This is a genomic window from Serratia marcescens (assembly GCF_029846115.1).
Taxonomy (GTDB): domain Bacteria; phylum Pseudomonadota; class Gammaproteobacteria; order Enterobacterales; family Enterobacteriaceae; genus Serratia; species Serratia marcescens_L.
The window spans coordinates 2,932,309-2,948,720 of record NZ_JARVZZ010000001.1; the positions used below are offsets into that span (position 1 = coordinate 2,932,309).

Below are 16,412 nucleotides of genomic sequence, written 5' to 3' on the forward strand. Positions count from 1 at the left end.
TATATTGTCCTTCGGTTTTTAGCTACCAAGAAAAAATTACTATGATTATCAAACCTAAAATTCGTGGTTTTATCTGCACCACCGCTCACCCGGCAGGCTGTGAAGCCAACGTCCGTGAGCAAATCGCCTACGTTAAGTCGCGCGGCGAACTGAAAAACGGGCCTAAAAAGGTGCTGGTCATTGGTGCATCCACCGGTTACGGTCTGGCCTCGCGCATCAATGCCGCTTTCGGCAGCGGTGCGGCCACCATCGGCGTATTTTTCGAGAAGCCTGGCAGCGAAGGCAAAACCGGTTCCGCCGGTTGGTACAACTCCGCCGGTTTCGACAAGGCAGCTAAAGAAGAAGGCCTGTACGCGAAAAGCATCAACGGCGACGCATTCTCCAACGAGTGCCGTCAGACCGTGATCGATCTGATCAAAAAAGACTTGGGTCAGGTTGACCTGGTGGTTTACTCGCTGGCTTCGCCGGTGCGTAAGATGCCGGAAACCGGCGAAGTGGTGCGTTCCGCACTGAAGCCGATCGGCGAGCCGTACAAATCCGTCGCGTTGGACACCAACAAAGACGTGCTGGTTGAAGCCGTGGTCGAGCCGGCCAACGAGCAAGAAATCGCCGACACCGTGAAGGTGATGGGCGGCCAGGACTGGCAGCTGTGGATGGACGCGCTGGACGAAGCGGGCGTGCTGGCGGATAACGCGCAGTCTGTCGCTTACTCCTACATCGGTACCGATCTGACCTGGCCAATCTACTGGCACGGTACGCTGGGTAAGGCGAAAGAAGATCTGGATCGCGCGGCGCACGTCATCAACCAGAAGCTGCAGGCCAAAGGCGGCGCGGCTTACGTTGCGGTGCTGAAGTCGGTGGTGACTCAGGCTTCCTCCGCTATTCCGGTGATGCCGCTGTATATCTCCATCGTGTTCAAGATCATGAAGGAGCAGGGCATTCACGAAGGCTGCATCGAGCAGATCCAGCGTCTGTTCGCCACCAAGCTGTACAGCGGTGCGGCGCCGGACACCGACGAGAAACATCGTCTGCGTCTGGATGATTGGGAACTGCGCGACGCCGTGCAGGAAACCTGCCGTGAAATCTGGCAGCAGCTGAACGACAACAACATCAACGAACTGACCGATTACCAGGGCTACAAGGCGGAATTCCTGCGCCTGTTCGGCTTTGGTCTGCAGGGCGTTGACTACGACGCCGATCTGAGCGGCGAAGCCAACTTCGATGTGATCGAGCTGGTCTAAGCGCGTCGAGCGGTCAAACAAGGTCGGGTTAGCCCGGCCTTTTTTATTGCCTGCGAATTATCGGATGGCTAAGTGAAAATGTTTATTTCAGGTTAATAGGTTAACCAAGTGATTAACATCGGCGGGCGGCGTTGAAATAACGGCGGTTATTAAACTAAAGAAAGTCATTTTTTTATTTACCCTTGCCGCCGGCTGCGGGTATTTTATTTCCTTTAAGGAGAAAACGATGACATGGCGTTTTTGGGCACCGGTACCGTTATTGTTGTTGAGCGCTTGCAGCGCGATTCAGCCGACGTCGACGTCCCCAGACTGGTCTCAGCCGCAGCCTGCCACGCGGGAGCAGCGGCAGCGCATCATGGCGGGCGAGTCCGCCTCCTCGGTATTGCACGAAGGAAATGTCGGCATTGGCGGCACCTTCGATGGGTCGAAAATATTCGATCGTTAAGCCGCTAAATATATTCAGCCAAATTAATGCGCGCATTCTGCCGGTATTGTCGGAGGGTTTACCTTTCCTGCGTTATTCTGCCGTGGCCCGACTATTTATTGCGTTAGCAGACAATTCGTTTTCCTTATAGGGAACTGCCGGTTTATTTCGGTGTAATCAAAGGAGTTGCCCATGGCGAAGGACATGGCCGCGATCTTTCTCTTGCTGTTGCTGCCGCTGAGCCAAAGCGCCGGCGCAGCGCGCTACGACAGGCAATGTGAAGGCATGTCGCCGGTGCTGTTTCAAAAGCGGCTGAAAGCGCTGGTGCAGGATCTGCGGCAGGAAATGAGCGAGGAAGCGCCGCCGACAGAGCGCGATGCGGAAGAGCTGGCGCGGCTGGCGGAGTGTGGTATCGAGCCCGGTAAAGCGCCCGTCACCGGCGGGCAGCGCGCGCCCCGTTCAGAGGAAAAGCCGGCGGCATCGCCGAACGGTTGCTGAGCCGGCGTGCGCACAGAGTAAAACGATGTAAAAGGAGTCATTGATGAAAAGGATAGTGTTGGCCGGCGTGGCCTTGTGTTGCGCCAGCTTCACGCAGGCGCGGGTGGATTTGGGATACCATGCGGCGGCGCCCAAGGACAGCAAGGTCACCGAGGAGTATCAGCAAAAGCGCGACGCATTGCGCCACAAGGTGTGGAATGTCGATAACCTGACGCTGGCCAACGAGCAGGCGATTGCACGGGAACAGCAGCGCGAGGCGGCAGAGACCGCCGAGCGGCAGCAGCGGAACCTGGAGCAGCAGCAGAAAAAGCAGCGTTGCCTACGGAGACACTCGAAAGATCCTCATCCCGAGGCGAAGTGTTACATGCACAACTTCTGACATTAACCGTCCGGGCGCCATCAGCGCCCGGCGTCGTTTAGGCCGGGCGACAATGCTCCTTCAGCATGGCGATCGCGTCCGGTTTCAGCTGATACAGATAGACCGGGCGGCCGGTGGCGCCGTACAGAATACGGGTGCCGAGAATGCCGCTCTCCGCCAGATAAATGAGGTACTTGCGGCAGGACACCCGCGAAATGCCGATGGCGTTGGCCAGGTTGTCGGTGGAGAATTCGCTGTCATGCTGCTGTTCTATCCACTCGCACACCGTGCTCAGGGTGATGCTGGTCAGCCCCTTCGGCAGCTTCTTGCTCTCCTGGCCGCCGGGCTGGCGGCGCAGCAGGCTGTCGACGTCGGCCTGCGAAAACTCGCGCTGCGCCAAGAGCTGCGACTGCTGCCGGTAGTGGCTCAGCGCCTCCTTGAAGCGGCTGAACTGGAACGGTTTGATCAGATAATCCACCACGCCGTAGTGCAGCGCCTTTTGCACCGTGTTCACATCGCTGGCGGAGGAGATGATGATCACATCGGTTTTCTCGCCGAGTTCGCGCAGGCCGGGCAGCAGATCCAGCCCGTTCTCCTGCTGCATGTAGATATCCAGCAACACCAGATCGATGCTGACGCTGGCATCGGCCAGCAGGGCGCGCGCCTGGCTCAGGCTGGCGACCGTCGCCTGGCAGTGAAAACCGCCGACCTGGCTCAGGTAGTATTTGTTCAGCTCCGCCACCATCGGGTCGTCGTCGACAATCAGTACGTTAATCATGGGCTCTGCTCTTGGCCTGATAGGGAAGGTGCACGAAAAATTGGGTCAGCTCGCCCGGTTCGGATTCGAAATCGATGCTGCCGCCCAGTTTCTCCAGATGGCTGCGGATCAGCGCCAGGCCGATACCGCGTCCCGTCCCCTTGGTGGAAAATCCGTGTTCGAAGATGCGCGTGCCGACCGCCGGATCGATGCCGGGGCCGTCGTCGCTGACGATACAGTGTAATTGATCGTCGTGGTGATGGAAGCTCAGGCCGATCTCGTGGCCCTCAACGCCGTCGATGGCGTCGATGGCGTTTTCGATCAGGTTGCCGAGTACGCTGATCAGCACGTGCGTAGTTTCCGCATCGTCGGTTTCCGGCAGCAGGCTGTTTTCCTCGATGGTCAGCTCGATGCCGGCTTCGTGGGCGCGACTGATCTTGCCGATGAAGAAGCCCGCCACTTCCGGCGAGTGGATCTTGCGCAGCAGCGCGCCGATCTCTTCCTGGTAGTTGCTGGCGGTGTTGATGATGTAGTTTTCCAACTGCTGGGTGGCCTTCATATGCAGCATGCCGAGTATCACGTGCAGCTTGTTCATAAATTCGTGTGACTGCACCCGCAGCGCGTCAGCGTAGTGCGCCATGCCGCTCAGGCGCTGCAGCAGGCGGCTGACCTCGGTCTTGTCGCGGAAGGTGGCGATGGCCCCGGTCACCTGGCCGTTGACGATCACCGGCACGGTATTGGTCAGCAGTTCGCTGCCGTTGAAGCTGATCTGCCGATCGCGCAGCGGTTCGCCGCTGGCCAGCACCTCCGCCAGATGCAGCTGCGCCGGCCAATGCTTGCTGGCGGCTTCCAGCAGCAGGTTTTCCACCGGGCCGCTCTGGCGCAGCAGGCGCTTGGCCTCGTCGTTGACGATGGTGATGCGGGATTCATTATCGACCGCGATCACACCTTCTTTAATCGATTGCAGCATGGCGTTGCGCTGTTCGAACAGGTTGGAGATTTCGTAAGGCTCGAAACCCAGCATGATGCGTTTGAGCGCAGAGACCAGGAAGAAGGTACCCAGGCTGCCGACCAGGGCGGCGAAGGCAATGGTCCAATAGATGATCCAGCGGCTCTCCGCCACCACTCGCTGCACGGTGTCCAGCGCGATGCCGAGCGCCACCACGCCGATTTGCTGTTTCTGCGCGTCATACACCGGCACGAACACCCGCAGCGCCGGGGCCAGCGTGCCGCGGTTGATGGCGCTGTTGACGGTGCCTTGCAGCGCGGGGGCCAGATCGTCGCCGATAAAATGTTTGCCGATCAGCCAGGGTTTGGGGTGCGAATAGCGGATGCCCTGCATATCCACCACCGCCACGAACAGCAGCTCGTTTTGATGGCGCACCTGCTCGGCGAAGCGCTGAATGGCGCCGCTTTGGTCGCGCCGCTGCAGGCCGTCGACCACGGTGCTGGAGAGTGCCAGCGTATTGGCGACGGCGATGGCTTTCTGCTGCAGCTGGTCTTGCCCCTCGCGGCTCATCTGCACGAAAAACAGCGCGAACACCACCAGCAGCACCGAAGCGATGATGGCGGACACCATCAGCGTGATGGAGGTGCTCAGCTTGAGCGGCACCCGTTGTTTTGGCATGGCGGTTCTCCGAATGGCGATATCACGGCGTATTCTAGCGAGGAATGAGGCAAGCTGCAGTTACCGGCAGCAGGTTATAGCATGCTGCCGGGGGAGCAGGGGGTTATTTTAGTTACAAAAAGCGGGTCACTGCTGATGGTAGATCTCCAGCGCCTGCTGGCCGCTGGCGCCTTGATGGATGATTGCCATCAACGCGCGCACCACCTGCGACGGATTGCTGTGTTGATAGACGTTGCGGCCGTAGACCATGCCGGAGGCGCCCTGCGCCATCAGCGCGGCGGATTTCTCCAGCACCGGGCCCAGCTCCCCCTTGCCGCCGCCGCGCACCAGCGTCGGGCAGCGCGCCGCTTCCACCACGCGATGAAAATCTTCCACCCGCTCGGTTGGATCGGCCTTGATGATGTCGGCACCCAGTTCGCGCGCCAGCCGCACCAGCGGCACGATCTTCTCCACGTCACCCAGCGAACCGTAGGCGGCGCCCTGGCCGGCCGGCGCCATCACCAGCGGTTCGATCATCAGCGGCATGGCGTAGCGATCGCAGGCGTGGCGCAGGCGGCCGATGTTCTCCACGCACTGGCGGAAAATGCCGGGCTCATCCGGGATCATATACAAATTGACCACCACCGCGGCGGCGTCCATTTGCAGCGCCGCGAGGATCGGCGCCTCCGGGTTGTGCAGCACCGCCCACATTTCGCGGTGGCGCGCGGCGTTATAGGCGTTGCCGACGTCGGTACGCATCACCAGCGCCGGCTTTTCGCGCTGCGGCGCGCGCTGCAGCAGATCCGCCTGGCCGTAGTTGACCTGAATGGCGTCGGGGCGCGCGGCGATCAGGTTGCCCATCACCCGTTCGATATCTTCCAGACCGATTAAGAAATCCGGTTCGTTGGCGATGCCGTGATCGATCGCCACGTCCAGGCACTTGCCGTTGTTGAACAGGCGGTTCATCCGCACCTTACTGCTGAGCTGCATGTCAGGTCCTCCTGAGATAGGGATATGTCCATTATTGCCGAGTAAGGATGGTCGGGAAACGCGGAAACCGCAAACTGCGTGGCCGCTCGCAGTTTTTGCCGGCGCACGAAAGGGAGACGCTTGCCGGCGGCTTTCATTTCATTTGTTAGATCCGTGTCATGTTTTTGTTAATAAGCCATTCCAAAATGCATGTTTCGCTTGTTTGGGTTAAAAAGTTTCAATAATCTAAATTATGAAATAAACATTTAATAAAACGGTAAAGACGCCGTTTGCTGTGCCAGGGGTTTATTTCAATTGGTTGTTTTTAATCTGTTTTGAGATATCGATCACCATTTTGTCTACGGCCTTAATACGGCGATTACACGGTAAATTCGCCGTATCAAAGGGATAACACCGACCGTAATGTTGTTTGAATGTAAAAAATATTTTTCATTAGCTGTCAACCAACAGACCTCTTCATTCTAACGATTAAAGGGTAACGAACATGAAGCTGAAGAAACTGATCGCCGCCTCGGTACTGATGTGTATGCTGCCGGCCAGCGTGTTGGCGAAAGACATCAAGATCGGCGTTTCCATGGCTTACTTCGATGACAACTTCCTCACCATTCTGCGCCAGTCGATGCAAAACAAAATGAAGGCCGACGGCAACGTCAGCGGCCAGTTCGAAGACGCCAAGGGCGACATCGCGCAGCAAATTCAACAAATCGAAAACTTCGTCAGCCAGGGCGTCGACGCCATCATCCTCAACCCGGTGGATACCCAGGGCGTCAAGCCAATGATCAAGCTGGCCGAGAAGGCCAAGATCCCGCTGGTGTTCGTCAACCGTAAGCCGGAGGTGGCGCTGCCGGCCGGCATGGCCTATGTCGGCTCCGACTCCAAGCTGGCCGGCAAGCTGCAGATGGAGGCGCTGGCCAAGCTGATGAACGGCAAGGGCAACGTGATGATCCTGTTGGGCGAGCTGTCGAGCGAAGCCACGCGCGATCGCACCCGCGGCGTGGAAGAGGTGGCGGCCAACTACCCCGGCATCAAAATAGTCGACAAGCAAACCGCCAAGTTCTTCCGCAAAGAGGCGGTGGACGTCACCACCGACTGGATTTTGTCCGGCCAGCAGATCGACGCTATCGCCTCCAACAACGACGAAATGGCCATCGGCGCTATTTTGGCGCTGAAGCAAGCCAAGAAATCCGGCGTGCTGGTGGCCGGCGTTGACGGCACGCCGGACGCGCTGGAGTTCATCAAGAAGGGCGATCTGGCGCTGAGCGTGTTCCAGGACGCCAAAGGCCAGGGCGAAGGCGCGGTGCAGACCGCCGTTCAACTGGTGAAAGGCGAGAAAGTGGAAAGCAACGTGCTGATCCCTTACCAGTTGATCACCCAGGCCAATTACCAGCAATTCGCCGATAAAAACAAGAAATAAGCCTTGAAGCCCGCCGCGGGCGCCGGTGTGGGGCGAGCGCGGCGAAAAACGTGGGTCAGTGCGGAGGTAAGCGGTATGTACCCTTATGTTCTTGAGGCCGAAGGCATCAGCAAGCAGTTCCCCGGCGTCAAAGCGCTGGATAAGGTCTCGATAAAAATCAAACCCGGCAGCGTGCACGCGCTGATGGGAGAAAACGGCGCGGGCAAATCGACGCTGATGAAATGCCTGATCGGCATCTACCACCCGGACGAAGGCTCGATCAAAATCAAAGGCCGGCCGGTCACCTTCAGCGATACGCTGCAGGCGCTGCATTCGGGCATTTCCATGATCCACCAGGAGCTGAACCTGGTGCCCGACATGACGGTGGCGGAAAACATCTGGCTGGGGCGTGAGCCGGCGCGGCTGGGGTTTGTCAACCACGAACAGCTGAACGAACAGACCCGCGAGCTGTTGGCGCGGCTGAACATCAAACTGCAGGCGGAGACGCTGGTGGGTGAGTTGAGCATCGCCAACCAACAGATGGTGGAGATCGCCAAGGCGGTATCCTACAACGCCGACGTGTTGATCATGGACGAACCGACCTCGGCGCTGACCGAAGGCGAAGTGGTGCACCTGTTCGCCATCATTCGCGAACTGCGCGAGCAGGGCAAAGGCATCATCTATATCAGCCACAAGATGGACGAGATCTTCGCCATCACCGACGAAGTGAGCATCTTCCGCGACGGCACCTTCATCGCCTGCGACAAAACCGAAAACCTGACCAAGCAGTCGCTGATCACCATGATGGTGGGGCGCGAACTGACGCAGATGTTCCCCAAATTCAACAACAATATCGGCGAGGAAGTATTGCGGGTGGCGGGGCTGCGCCGCAGCGGCTGGTTCCATGACGTGTCGTTCAGCGTCAAGCGCGGTGAGATCCTCGGCGTCGCCGGGCTGGTGGGCGCCGGGCGCAGTGAAGTGATGGAAAGCCTGTTCGGCATGCACCCGGCGGACGGCGGCGAGATCTTTATCGAAGGCCAGGCGGTGAAGGTGGATTCCCCGGCGAAGGCGATCGAGAGTGGGCTGGCGTTTCTCACCGAAGACCGCAAGAAATCCGGCCTGTTTCTGGTGCTGTCGGTGGTCGAGAACATGAGCATCGTCAACCTGTCGGAATACATCGGCAAGAACGGTTTCGTCAGCCACGTGCAGATGGCTAAAGACTGCATGGATCAGATTAAAAAGCTCAACATCAAAACGCCGACCATGGATCAGATCATCAATAACCTCAGCGGCGGCAACCAGCAGAAGGTGCTGATCGCGCGCTGGCTGCTGGCGCAGCCGAAAATCCTGATCCTCGATGAACCGACGCGCGGCATCGACGTGGGGGCGAAAGCGGAAATCTACCGCCTGATCAGCGAGCTGGCCAACCGCGGCGTTGCCATCATTCTGGTCTCCTCCGAGCTGCCGGAGATCCTCGGCATGAGCGATCGGGTGATGGTGATGCACGGCGGCCGCATCACCGGCATTTTGGACAAAGACGACGCGGACCAGGAGAAGATCCTGGCGCTGGCCTCAGAATAACGAAGGGTGAACATCATGAGTAACGTAAAGATTGAGAAGCCGCTCTCCGCCGATTCAACGGGCAAGGGAACGCTGTTCTCCGGGCTGAGCGGCAAAATGCCTAAGGATACCGGCATCTTCATCGTGATGATTGGCATCGCGCTGATCTTCGAAATCCTCGGCTGGTACATGCGCGATCAGTCGTTTCTGCTGAACCCGAACCGCCTGCTGCTGATCGTGCTGCAGGTGGCGATCATCGGCATCATCGCGGTGGGCGTCACCCAGGTGATCATCACCACCGGCATCGATCTCTCCTCCGGCTCGCTGATTGCGCTGACCGCGGTGGTGGCGGCCAGCCTGGCGCAGACCTCGGACAGCATTTCGCCGATGTACCCGGGGCTGCTCGATCTGCCGGCGGCGATCCCGATCGGCGCGGGGATCGGGGTGGGCATTGTCTGCGGCTTTATCAACGGCTTCCTGATCACCCGCACCGGCATTCCACCGTTTATCGCCACGCTGGGGATGATGGTGTCGGCGCGTGGTCTGGCGCAGTACTACACCAAGGGTAACCCGGTCAGTTTCCTGTCGGATGGCTTCACGTCAATCGGCCAGGGCGCGATGCCGGTGATCATCTTCCTGGTGATTGCGGTGATCTTCCATATCGCGCTCAAGCACACGCGCTACGGCAAATACATCTACGCCATCGGCGGCAACATGACCTCGGCGCGGGTTTCCGGCATCAACGTCAATAAGTACCTGGTGACGGTTTACACCATCGCCGGCGGCCTGGCGGGGTTGGCGGGCGTGGTGCTGGCGGCGCGCGTCAGCAGCGGCCAGTCGAGCATGGGGATGTCGTACGAGCTGGACGCCATCGCCGCGGCGGTGATCGGCGGCAGCAGCCTGATGGGCGGCGTCGGGCGCATCACCGGCACGCTGATCGGCGCGGTGATCCTCGGCCTGATCAAAAGCGGCTTCACCTTTATCGGCGTCGATTCTTACATTCAGGACATCATCAAAGGCGTGATTATCGTCGCCGCCGTGTCGATCGACATGCGGCGCAACCGCAAAAAACACTGATTGCCGTGAATTGCCGCCGGCGCCAGGGTTGGCCGGCGGCGTTTTTTTACCGGGGGACACATCATGAATTACCTGAAAGGGCTGTGGCTGGCGGTGGCGCTGTGCGTTTCCGCGCCGGCATGGGCGCAAACCATCGGCGTATCGATGGCCTATTTCGACCAGAACTTCCTCACCATCATCCGCCAGGCGATCGACAAGGAGGCCAAGGCGCGCGGCATCACCGTGCAGTTCGAGGACGCGCGCGGCGACGTCGGGCGCCAGACCGATCAAGTGCAGAGCTTCATCAGCGCCGGGGTGGACGCGATTATCGTCGATCCGGTCAACTCGGCCAGCACGCCGGTGATGACCAAAATGGTGCAGACCGCCGGCGTGCCGCTGGTATACGTGAACCGCACGCCGGGCGACGCCAACCTGCCGCAGGGTGTGGTGTTCGTCGGCTCCGACGAGCGGGAATCCGGCACGCTGCAGATGGAAGAGCTGGCGCGGCTGGCCGGCTATCAGGGCAACGTGGCGGTGATGATCGGCAACCTGACCGACGCCGGCGCGCTGCAGCGCACCAAAGACGTGGAGCAGGTGGTGAGCAAGTACCCGAAAATGAAGGTGGTGCAGAAGCAGAGCGCCAATTATTCACGCAGTGAAGGTATGGACCTGATGATGAACTGGCTGACCAACGGCGAAGCGATCGACATCGTCGCCGCCAACAACGACGAGATGGCGATCGGCGCAATCATGGCGCTGCAGCAAGCGGGCAAGGCGGACAAGAAAGTGCTGATCGGCGGCATCGACGCCACGCCGGACGGCCTCAAGGCGCTGGCCTCCGGCAAGATGCAGGTCACGGTGTTCCAGGACGCGGTTGGGCAGGGCAAAGCCTCGGTCGATGTGGCGCAGCGCATGATCAACGGTGAAAAGCTCGAGCCGTATTACTGGATCCCGTTCGAGCTGGTGACGCCGGCCACGATGCAGAAGTATGCGGCCAGGCCGTGAGTTCACCGCCAGATTCGCGTTGCCGGGGCGCTGCTTGCAGCGCCTTTCTTATTGGCGTCAGTTACATGTCCGCTTGCGGCCAGCGCGGCGCCGAATCTTGCCTCACACTGAGGATCTTTAAAACACGTGAGGATGAGCGATGAACGCATTAAACGGCAAGGTGGCGGTGATCGGCGGCGCCAGTTCGGGGATCGGCAGGGCGGCGGCGCTGCTGTTCGCTCGCCAGGGCGCAGCGCTGGTGTTGGGCGCGCGGCGCGAGCCGCTGTTGGCCGAACTGGTGGATGACATTCGGCGCGAGGGCGGCCGGGCGCTTGCGGTGGCGGGCGACGTCCGTGACGAAGCCTTCGCCGAACGGCTGACGGCGACGGCGGTCGATGAGTTCGGCGGGCTGGATATCGCCTTCAACAACGCCGGCACGCTGGGGCCGCTGGGGCCGTCGCTGGCGTTGAGTACCTCAGCGTGGCGCGACGTGTTGGAAACCAACCTGTCCAGCGCCTACTACGGCGCCAAATATCAAATCCCCGCCATGCTGGCGCGCGGCGCGGGCTCGGTGATTTTCACCTCCACCTTCGTCGGCCACACCGCGGCGTTTCCCGGCACGGCGGCCTATGCGGCCGGCAAATCGGGGCTGATCGGCCTGACGCAGGCGCTGGCGGTGGAGTTCGGCGGGCGCGGCATTCGGGTGAACGCGCTGCTGCCGGGCGGTACCGATACGGCGATGGGCCGGCAGATGAGCAATACCCCGGAGGCGTTGGCGCAGGTGGCCGATCTGCACGCGCTGAAGCGGCTGGCGATGCCGGAGGAAATCGCGCAGGCGGCGCTGTATCTGGCGTCTGACGCTTCCTCATTCGTCACCGGCACCGCGATGCTGGTGGATGGCGGGGTGTCCATCCAGCGTGGCTGAGGTTGGCATGGCCCGTGGCCGGGCGCCACGGGCATGCGGGGGAGGGTTACCAGCCTTTGACGGCGTCGCCCTTGTAGATGTCGGCGGCGCTGGCCGCCACTTCGTCGGTCTGATAGGCCTTGACCAGATCCTTCACTTTCTCGCTGTCTTTGTTGTCGATGCGGCTGGCGAATATATTGACGTACGGCGAGTTTTTGTCTTCGACAAACAGCCCGTCCTTGGCCGGCGACAGGCCGATCTGGCTGGAATAGTTGGTGTTGATGATCGCCAGCGTCACCTGTTGGTCGTCCAGCGCGCGCGGCAGCTGCGGCGCTTCAATCTCGACGATCTTCAGCTTTTTCGGGTTGCCGACGATGTCCAGTGCGGTCGGCAGCAGGCCGACGCCGTCTTTCAGGGTGATCAGCCCCTGTTTTTGCAACAGCAGCAGCGAGCGGCCCAGGTTGGTCGGATCGTTCGGCACCGCCACCTGCGCGCCGTCCGGCAGTTGGCTGAGTGCGGTTATCTTCTTCGAATACCCGGCGATCGGGTAGACGAAGGTGTTGCCCACCGCCGCCAGTTTGTAGCCGCGCTCCTGCATCTGCTTGTCCAGATACGGCTTGTGCTGGAAGGCGTTGATGTCCAGATCGCCGTTGTTCAGCGCTTCGTTCGGCAGCACGTAGTCGTTGAATGTCACCACCTCCACGTCCAGATCGTATTTCTGCTTGGCGACCTTTTGCACCACCGCCCACAGCGACTGATCGATGCCGGCGCTGATGCCGACCTTGATGTGGTGATCGTCCTGTGTGGCTGGGCCGCAGGCGGTCAGCAGCAGCGTGCCGGCGGCGGCCAGCGCCAGGGTGAGGTTTTTCAGCGTAAATGTCATTTTCCCAGGGTCCTTGTCAACATTGCCTGCTAATTTTGGCGGGCAGAATAGTGGCAGTGACTGTAGGTAATCGCTGGGCTAAAACAAAATACTGATTCACTATGACTCATAGCGATTAGCTATGAGCGGCCGCCGCCTGGCGCGGTGCGGATTGTTTTGACGGCGAATCGGCGGGCTTATTATGATAGCCGTTGGCCCGTGAGGGCAGACTGGGTACTGAAACGAAGGAAAAGACAATGCGATTGAACACTTGGAGCAAGGCGCTGCTGCCGCTGGTGGTGTTGGCCTGCGTCTCGGCGACTCAGGTTCGGGCGGCGGAGAGCGATACCGGGCCGATCCCCAAACAGCTGCTGGGCAACTGGCGCGTCAGTAAAATTGTGCCGACCCAGACCACCGGCTGCTGGGATCAACAGCAGGCGCAGAGCCTGATCGGCGGCAAAATCAGCTACAAAGCGGATGCGTTCAGCTGGAACGGCACGGCGCTGAAAAGCGAAGGGGCCACCGTCAGCACCGTAGAAGCGCAGGAGTTTGTCGAGGACAATTCCGGCAGCAGCTCCTACATCGATTTCCCGATGCTGGGCATCAGCACGCCGTCGGTCGAACGCGTGGCCATTCAGCACGCGGATACCGCCATCAAAGGCATCACCGATCAGGGCACCGATGGGGTGCCCGGCGATAACGTGCTGGTGAAAGACGCCAACACGCTGATCCTGTCGCTGTGCAACGTCTGGTTTGAGGTGCAGCGCGAGAAGTAATTTTTTGCCTTCAGCCCCGGTAACGGGGCTTTCCCACCGCGTCGCCATCCGTCATACGCGCCATTTCTGAACTAAAATTAACCATAACGATATGACCCCGGCGTGATATCGGAGCCTCGGCTCTACCGAGTCCATGACAGGAGGCGCTATGTGTTACCACCATATTGTCATCGCCACCGATCTGAGCGATGACGGCAAACGGCTGGTCGAAAAGGGGGCGCTGCTGGCGGAGGCGCTGCAGGCCAAACTCTCGCTGATCTATGTGGACGTTCACTACGACACCTACCACGCGGCGATCGGCTTTTCGGAGCGCAGCGATAACGGCGTGCCGTTCGAAGAGAAGATCCGCAAAGAGCTGGAGCCCACCACGCAAAACGTCAATTACCCGATCGCGGAAGTGATTATCGGACGCGGCGGCTTCGTTGACGAACTGCGCACGGCAGTCGTGGATAAGAACATCGATCTGCTGGTGTTCGGCCATCACCACGATCTGTGGAGCAACCTGTTTTCTTCCACCCGCAATGCCATCAACCAGCTCAATATCGACGTACTGGTGATCCCGATCCGCTCATAAACGCGGGCCACCGCCGGGCAACGATGGCGGTGGCCGCAGCGGCTTATTGCGTGAAGAAGTCGTTATACAACATGTACAGGTGCGCCGCGCTCCAGGAGAAGTTCGGCGCGCCTTGCTGCTTGCCGGTGAGCGGGTTGTAGTTCTCGCGGATCGGCCCGTCGGCGACCAAGCCGTCGGCGTGGCGGAAGAAGGCCTGCGCCATTGCCACCGCGTCGTCGCGATAGCCGTAGCGCTCCATGCCCTTGAGGCCGAAATACAGCTGATCGACCCACACGCGGCCGCGCCAGTAGATGTCCGCGCCGAACGCCGGGTTGGTCAGCGCCGCGGTGCCGAGCGGCACGTAGGTATTGAACTCACGCGGATCCTTCATCACCCTGACCACCGCATCGGCGTGCGGCTGGCTGGCGGCGCCGTTGAACAGCGGCGACCAGCCTTCCGGCCCTTTGCCGCGTTCGACGATCGGTTTGCCGGCGCAGCCGTTGGCCAACGGCCGGCTTTCGATGCGGATGTCATAGAAGAAACCGCTCTGCTTGTCGAACATGCAGGTGTTGATGTAGGCCGCCAGCCGGTCGGCTTTGGCGCGGAAGGCAGCGGCCTCGGCACCGCGGCCCAGAATATCGGCCATCTCCGCCAGATAGCGGTTGTCGCTGTACATATAGCTGGCCTGATCCACCGACTCCTGCAGCAGCGAGTAGCCGAGCAGCGTGCCGTCCGGCGCGCGGTTTTCGGCGAATTTCACCTGCCAATCTTCGCGTTTGCCGCCCTGCGCCACGTAGCGCGCCAATTGATCCGGATCGATAAAGCCGAATACCGCCGCATCGTCGCGGCCCGACTCCCAGGAGGCGGCGGTCTGTGCCGGGATCTCGATGCTGTCGTACTGCCCCTCTCGCACGATGCGATCGTAATTGTCGAGGCCGGCCAGCGTTTGCTCGCGCTGCCCGCGCTTGACGGTAAACAACATGCGCCCGTCGGGGGTATTGTGCGCTTTGTCGCGAGTGGCGCCGTACTCCGGCACGCCGTTGCCGTTGTGATCGCGGTTGCGCAGCCACCAGTCATGGTAGGCCACCAGCTTCGGGTACATCTCCGCCAGCCAGCCCTTATCGCCGGTGACGCGATACACTTCCATCACCGCCCAGGCCGCCAGGCTCGGCTTGGTGTTGCGCTCGTTCCAGTTGCCGCCGTCGCCGCCGCGCTCCGGGCTGGGGTTGTAGGCGATAAGGTCGGGCAGAAAACCGGCGTCCCACGGGCGCAGGGTGTCGCCCGGCCGGATCTGGAAGGCGAATACTGCGCGAATGTTGTCCTTGGCCACGTCCGGGTTGAAGTGCGCCATGGCGTAGGCCTGCTTCCAGGTGTCCCACGGCCAGGTTTGGTTGCCGGAGAACCAGCGCCCGGTCACCGACGGGGTGACCGAGTCGAACTTCATCGCCCCGGCTGCGCCGCGCCAGTTGCCGTTCAGCGTTTCCATCGCTTTGACCGCCACGCGGGTTTGTTCCGGCGTGGCGTGCGGGTTGCTGAGCCCAGTGGCGAGATAGCGTTCCCAACGCTGGGCCGACGCGGCCATATAGCGCTGCGGGTGAGCGAGGATATCGGCGATAGCGCGCTGTTCGCGCTGCGCCTCTTCGGCGGTGAGCAGGTGCGAGTAGGTGGTGTACAGGGTGGTGGAACCGGTGATGCGCGCCGTGGCGCGGAAGCGGTGGCCGTCGACCGTGGTACGCTGCGGCAGCGATTTGTGGATCTGATACTCGGACTGGCCCGAGGTCATCAGCTGCGACGGCGCGCGCACCTTGCCGAAGGTGACGCGCAGGCCGTCAGCGGTCGGCACAATGCGGCGCGTGTAGTCCGGAAACGCCTGCTCGAGGGTCGCCGGCGGCTGCGGTTTTTGCTCTTTGGCCGCGTAGCGCTCCAGCAATTCACCGTCCCACACCAGATCCAGCGGCGTGTCGGTCAGGATTTGGGTTTCCAGCAGCGAGGTGCGCGCAGCGGCGAAGCGCAGCGTCAGGTTGACGGTCACGCCCGGCGCGCTGAGCCGCTGCACCAGGGCGCCGGGCAGGCTGTAGGCCGTCATGGTGAAATGCACCGGTTTACCGTCTCGATAGACGCTGAGCCGATCGAAATTGTTGGCCATAAAGTTGATGTACTCTTCGGTCAGCAGCGCCGGGCCGGGGAAACCGCCCATGCCTTCCGGCCCGCCCGGCAACAGGTGACCGTGCCAGGCGCCGAGATCGAAGAACGGATTGAAGCGCTGGTGATCGTCGAAATCGTAATCGAGCATAAAGTGCGGCGCGCCGTGGCGGTCGATGACGTTTTTATAGCGCTCGGCCAACGGGGCGTCGGCGTCGGGCGTTTTCGGCGCACAGCCCGTCAGCGCCAACGCGAGGATGAGGGCAGTGGCCAGCGGGGTGAGGGGAGTCATGTTCATCGTAGAAGCC

Annotated in this window: 16 protein-coding genes; 11 read left to right on the forward strand and 5 right to left on the reverse strand. The window is 60.7% G+C overall.

Annotation, left to right across the window (positions count from 1 at the left end):
- Positions 1–41: 41 nt before the first annotated feature.
- The 4 genes from fabV (at position 42) to QDT79_RS13855 (ending at position 2,542) form a co-directional block, all read left to right on the forward strand.
- Positions 42–1,241, forward strand: coding sequence for an enoyl-ACP reductase FabV (gene fabV, locus QDT79_RS13840; protein WP_063989555.1), 1,200 nt, complete (start codon positions 42–44; stop codon positions 1,239–1,241).
- A 226-nt stretch (positions 1,242–1,467) separates the two neighbouring features.
- Positions 1,468–1,686, forward strand: coding sequence for a YdgH/BhsA/McbA family protein (locus QDT79_RS13845; protein WP_142109717.1), 219 nt, complete (start codon positions 1,468–1,470; stop codon positions 1,684–1,686).
- 171 nt (positions 1,687–1,857) lie between these two features.
- Positions 1,858–2,163 carry a hypothetical protein gene (locus QDT79_RS13850; protein WP_063989556.1) on the forward strand — a complete coding sequence of 102 codons (306 nt, stop codon included), beginning with the start codon at positions 1,858–1,860 and terminating at the stop codon, positions 2,161–2,163.
- 43 nt (positions 2,164–2,206) lie between these two features.
- Complete coding sequence (locus QDT79_RS13855; RefSeq protein WP_063989557.1) at positions 2,207–2,542, forward strand: hypothetical protein; 336 nt, start codon at positions 2,207–2,209, stop codon at positions 2,540–2,542.
- A 37-nt stretch (positions 2,543–2,579) separates the two neighbouring features.
- Here QDT79_RS13855 and dcuR read toward each other — a convergent pair whose 3' ends face one another.
- The 3 genes from dcuR to QDT79_RS13870 form a co-directional block, all read right to left on the reverse strand.
- Positions 2,580–3,299: a two-component system response regulator DcuR gene (gene dcuR, locus QDT79_RS13860; RefSeq protein WP_063989558.1), complete on the reverse strand. Its 720-nt coding sequence runs from the start codon at positions 3,297–3,299 to the stop codon at positions 2,580–2,582.
- Positions 3,292–4,905 carry a sensor histidine kinase gene (locus tag QDT79_RS13865; RefSeq protein WP_308316623.1) on the reverse strand — a complete coding sequence of 538 codons (1,614 nt, stop codon included), beginning with the start codon at positions 4,903–4,905 and terminating at the stop codon, positions 3,292–3,294. Before QDT79_RS13865 ends, dcuR begins: the two co-directional genes overlap by 8 nt.
- Before the next feature lie 126 nt (positions 4,906–5,031).
- Positions 5,032–5,874, reverse strand: coding sequence for a class I fructose-bisphosphate aldolase (locus QDT79_RS13870; RefSeq protein ID WP_041034690.1), 843 nt, complete (start codon positions 5,872–5,874; stop codon positions 5,032–5,034).
- Positions 5,875–6,358: 484 nt separating this feature from the next.
- On the opposite strand from QDT79_RS13870, the gene QDT79_RS13875 reads away from it, so the two are divergent.
- The 5 genes from QDT79_RS13875 (at position 6,359) to QDT79_RS13895 (ending at position 11,792) form a co-directional block, all read left to right on the forward strand.
- On the forward strand, positions 6,359–7,288 hold the full coding sequence (locus tag QDT79_RS13875) for a sugar ABC transporter substrate-binding protein (protein WP_063989560.1): 930 nt from the start codon (positions 6,359–6,361) through the stop codon (positions 7,286–7,288).
- Positions 7,289–7,363: 75 nt separating this feature from the next.
- Positions 7,364–8,848, forward strand: coding sequence for a sugar ABC transporter ATP-binding protein (locus QDT79_RS13880; RefSeq protein WP_107226950.1), 1,485 nt, complete (start codon positions 7,364–7,366; stop codon positions 8,846–8,848).
- A 15-nt stretch (positions 8,849–8,863) separates the two neighbouring features.
- The gene (locus QDT79_RS13885) at positions 8,864–9,904 is read left to right on the forward strand and encodes an ABC transporter permease (protein WP_025160279.1); all 1,041 of its coding nucleotides are present in this window, start codon (positions 8,864–8,866) and stop codon (positions 9,902–9,904) included.
- Between the two features lie 63 nt (positions 9,905–9,967).
- The gene (locus tag QDT79_RS13890; RefSeq protein WP_063989562.1) at positions 9,968–10,888 is read left to right on the forward strand and encodes a sugar ABC transporter substrate-binding protein; all 921 of its coding nucleotides are present in this window, start codon (positions 9,968–9,970) and stop codon (positions 10,886–10,888) included.
- 139 nt (positions 10,889–11,027) lie between these two features.
- Entirely contained in the window at positions 11,028–11,792 is a 765-nt protein-coding gene (locus tag QDT79_RS13895) for an SDR family oxidoreductase (protein WP_107226949.1), read from the forward strand.
- Positions 11,793–11,838: 46 nt separating this feature from the next.
- Here QDT79_RS13895 and metQ read toward each other — a convergent pair whose 3' ends face one another.
- Positions 11,839–12,654, reverse strand: a complete 816-nt coding sequence (gene metQ, locus QDT79_RS13900) for a methionine ABC transporter substrate-binding lipoprotein MetQ (protein WP_063989564.1) — start codon at positions 12,652–12,654, stop codon at positions 11,839–11,841.
- Between the two features lie 236 nt (positions 12,655–12,890).
- On the opposite strand from metQ, the gene QDT79_RS13905 reads away from it, so the two are divergent.
- Complete coding sequence (locus tag QDT79_RS13905) at positions 12,891–13,409, forward strand: hypothetical protein (RefSeq protein WP_308316624.1); 519 nt, start codon at positions 12,891–12,893, stop codon at positions 13,407–13,409.
- Positions 13,410–13,557: 148 nt separating this feature from the next.
- Positions 13,558–13,983: a universal stress protein gene (locus QDT79_RS13910; RefSeq protein ID WP_049204172.1), complete on the forward strand. Its 426-nt coding sequence runs from the start codon at positions 13,558–13,560 to the stop codon at positions 13,981–13,983.
- Positions 13,984–14,026: 43 nt separating this feature from the next.
- Here QDT79_RS13910 and ygjK read toward each other — a convergent pair whose 3' ends face one another.
- On the reverse strand, positions 14,027–16,402 hold the full coding sequence (gene ygjK / locus QDT79_RS13915) for an alpha-glucosidase (RefSeq protein ID WP_308316625.1): 2,376 nt from the start codon (positions 16,400–16,402) through the stop codon (positions 14,027–14,029).
- Positions 16,403–16,412 lie beyond the last annotated feature (10 nt).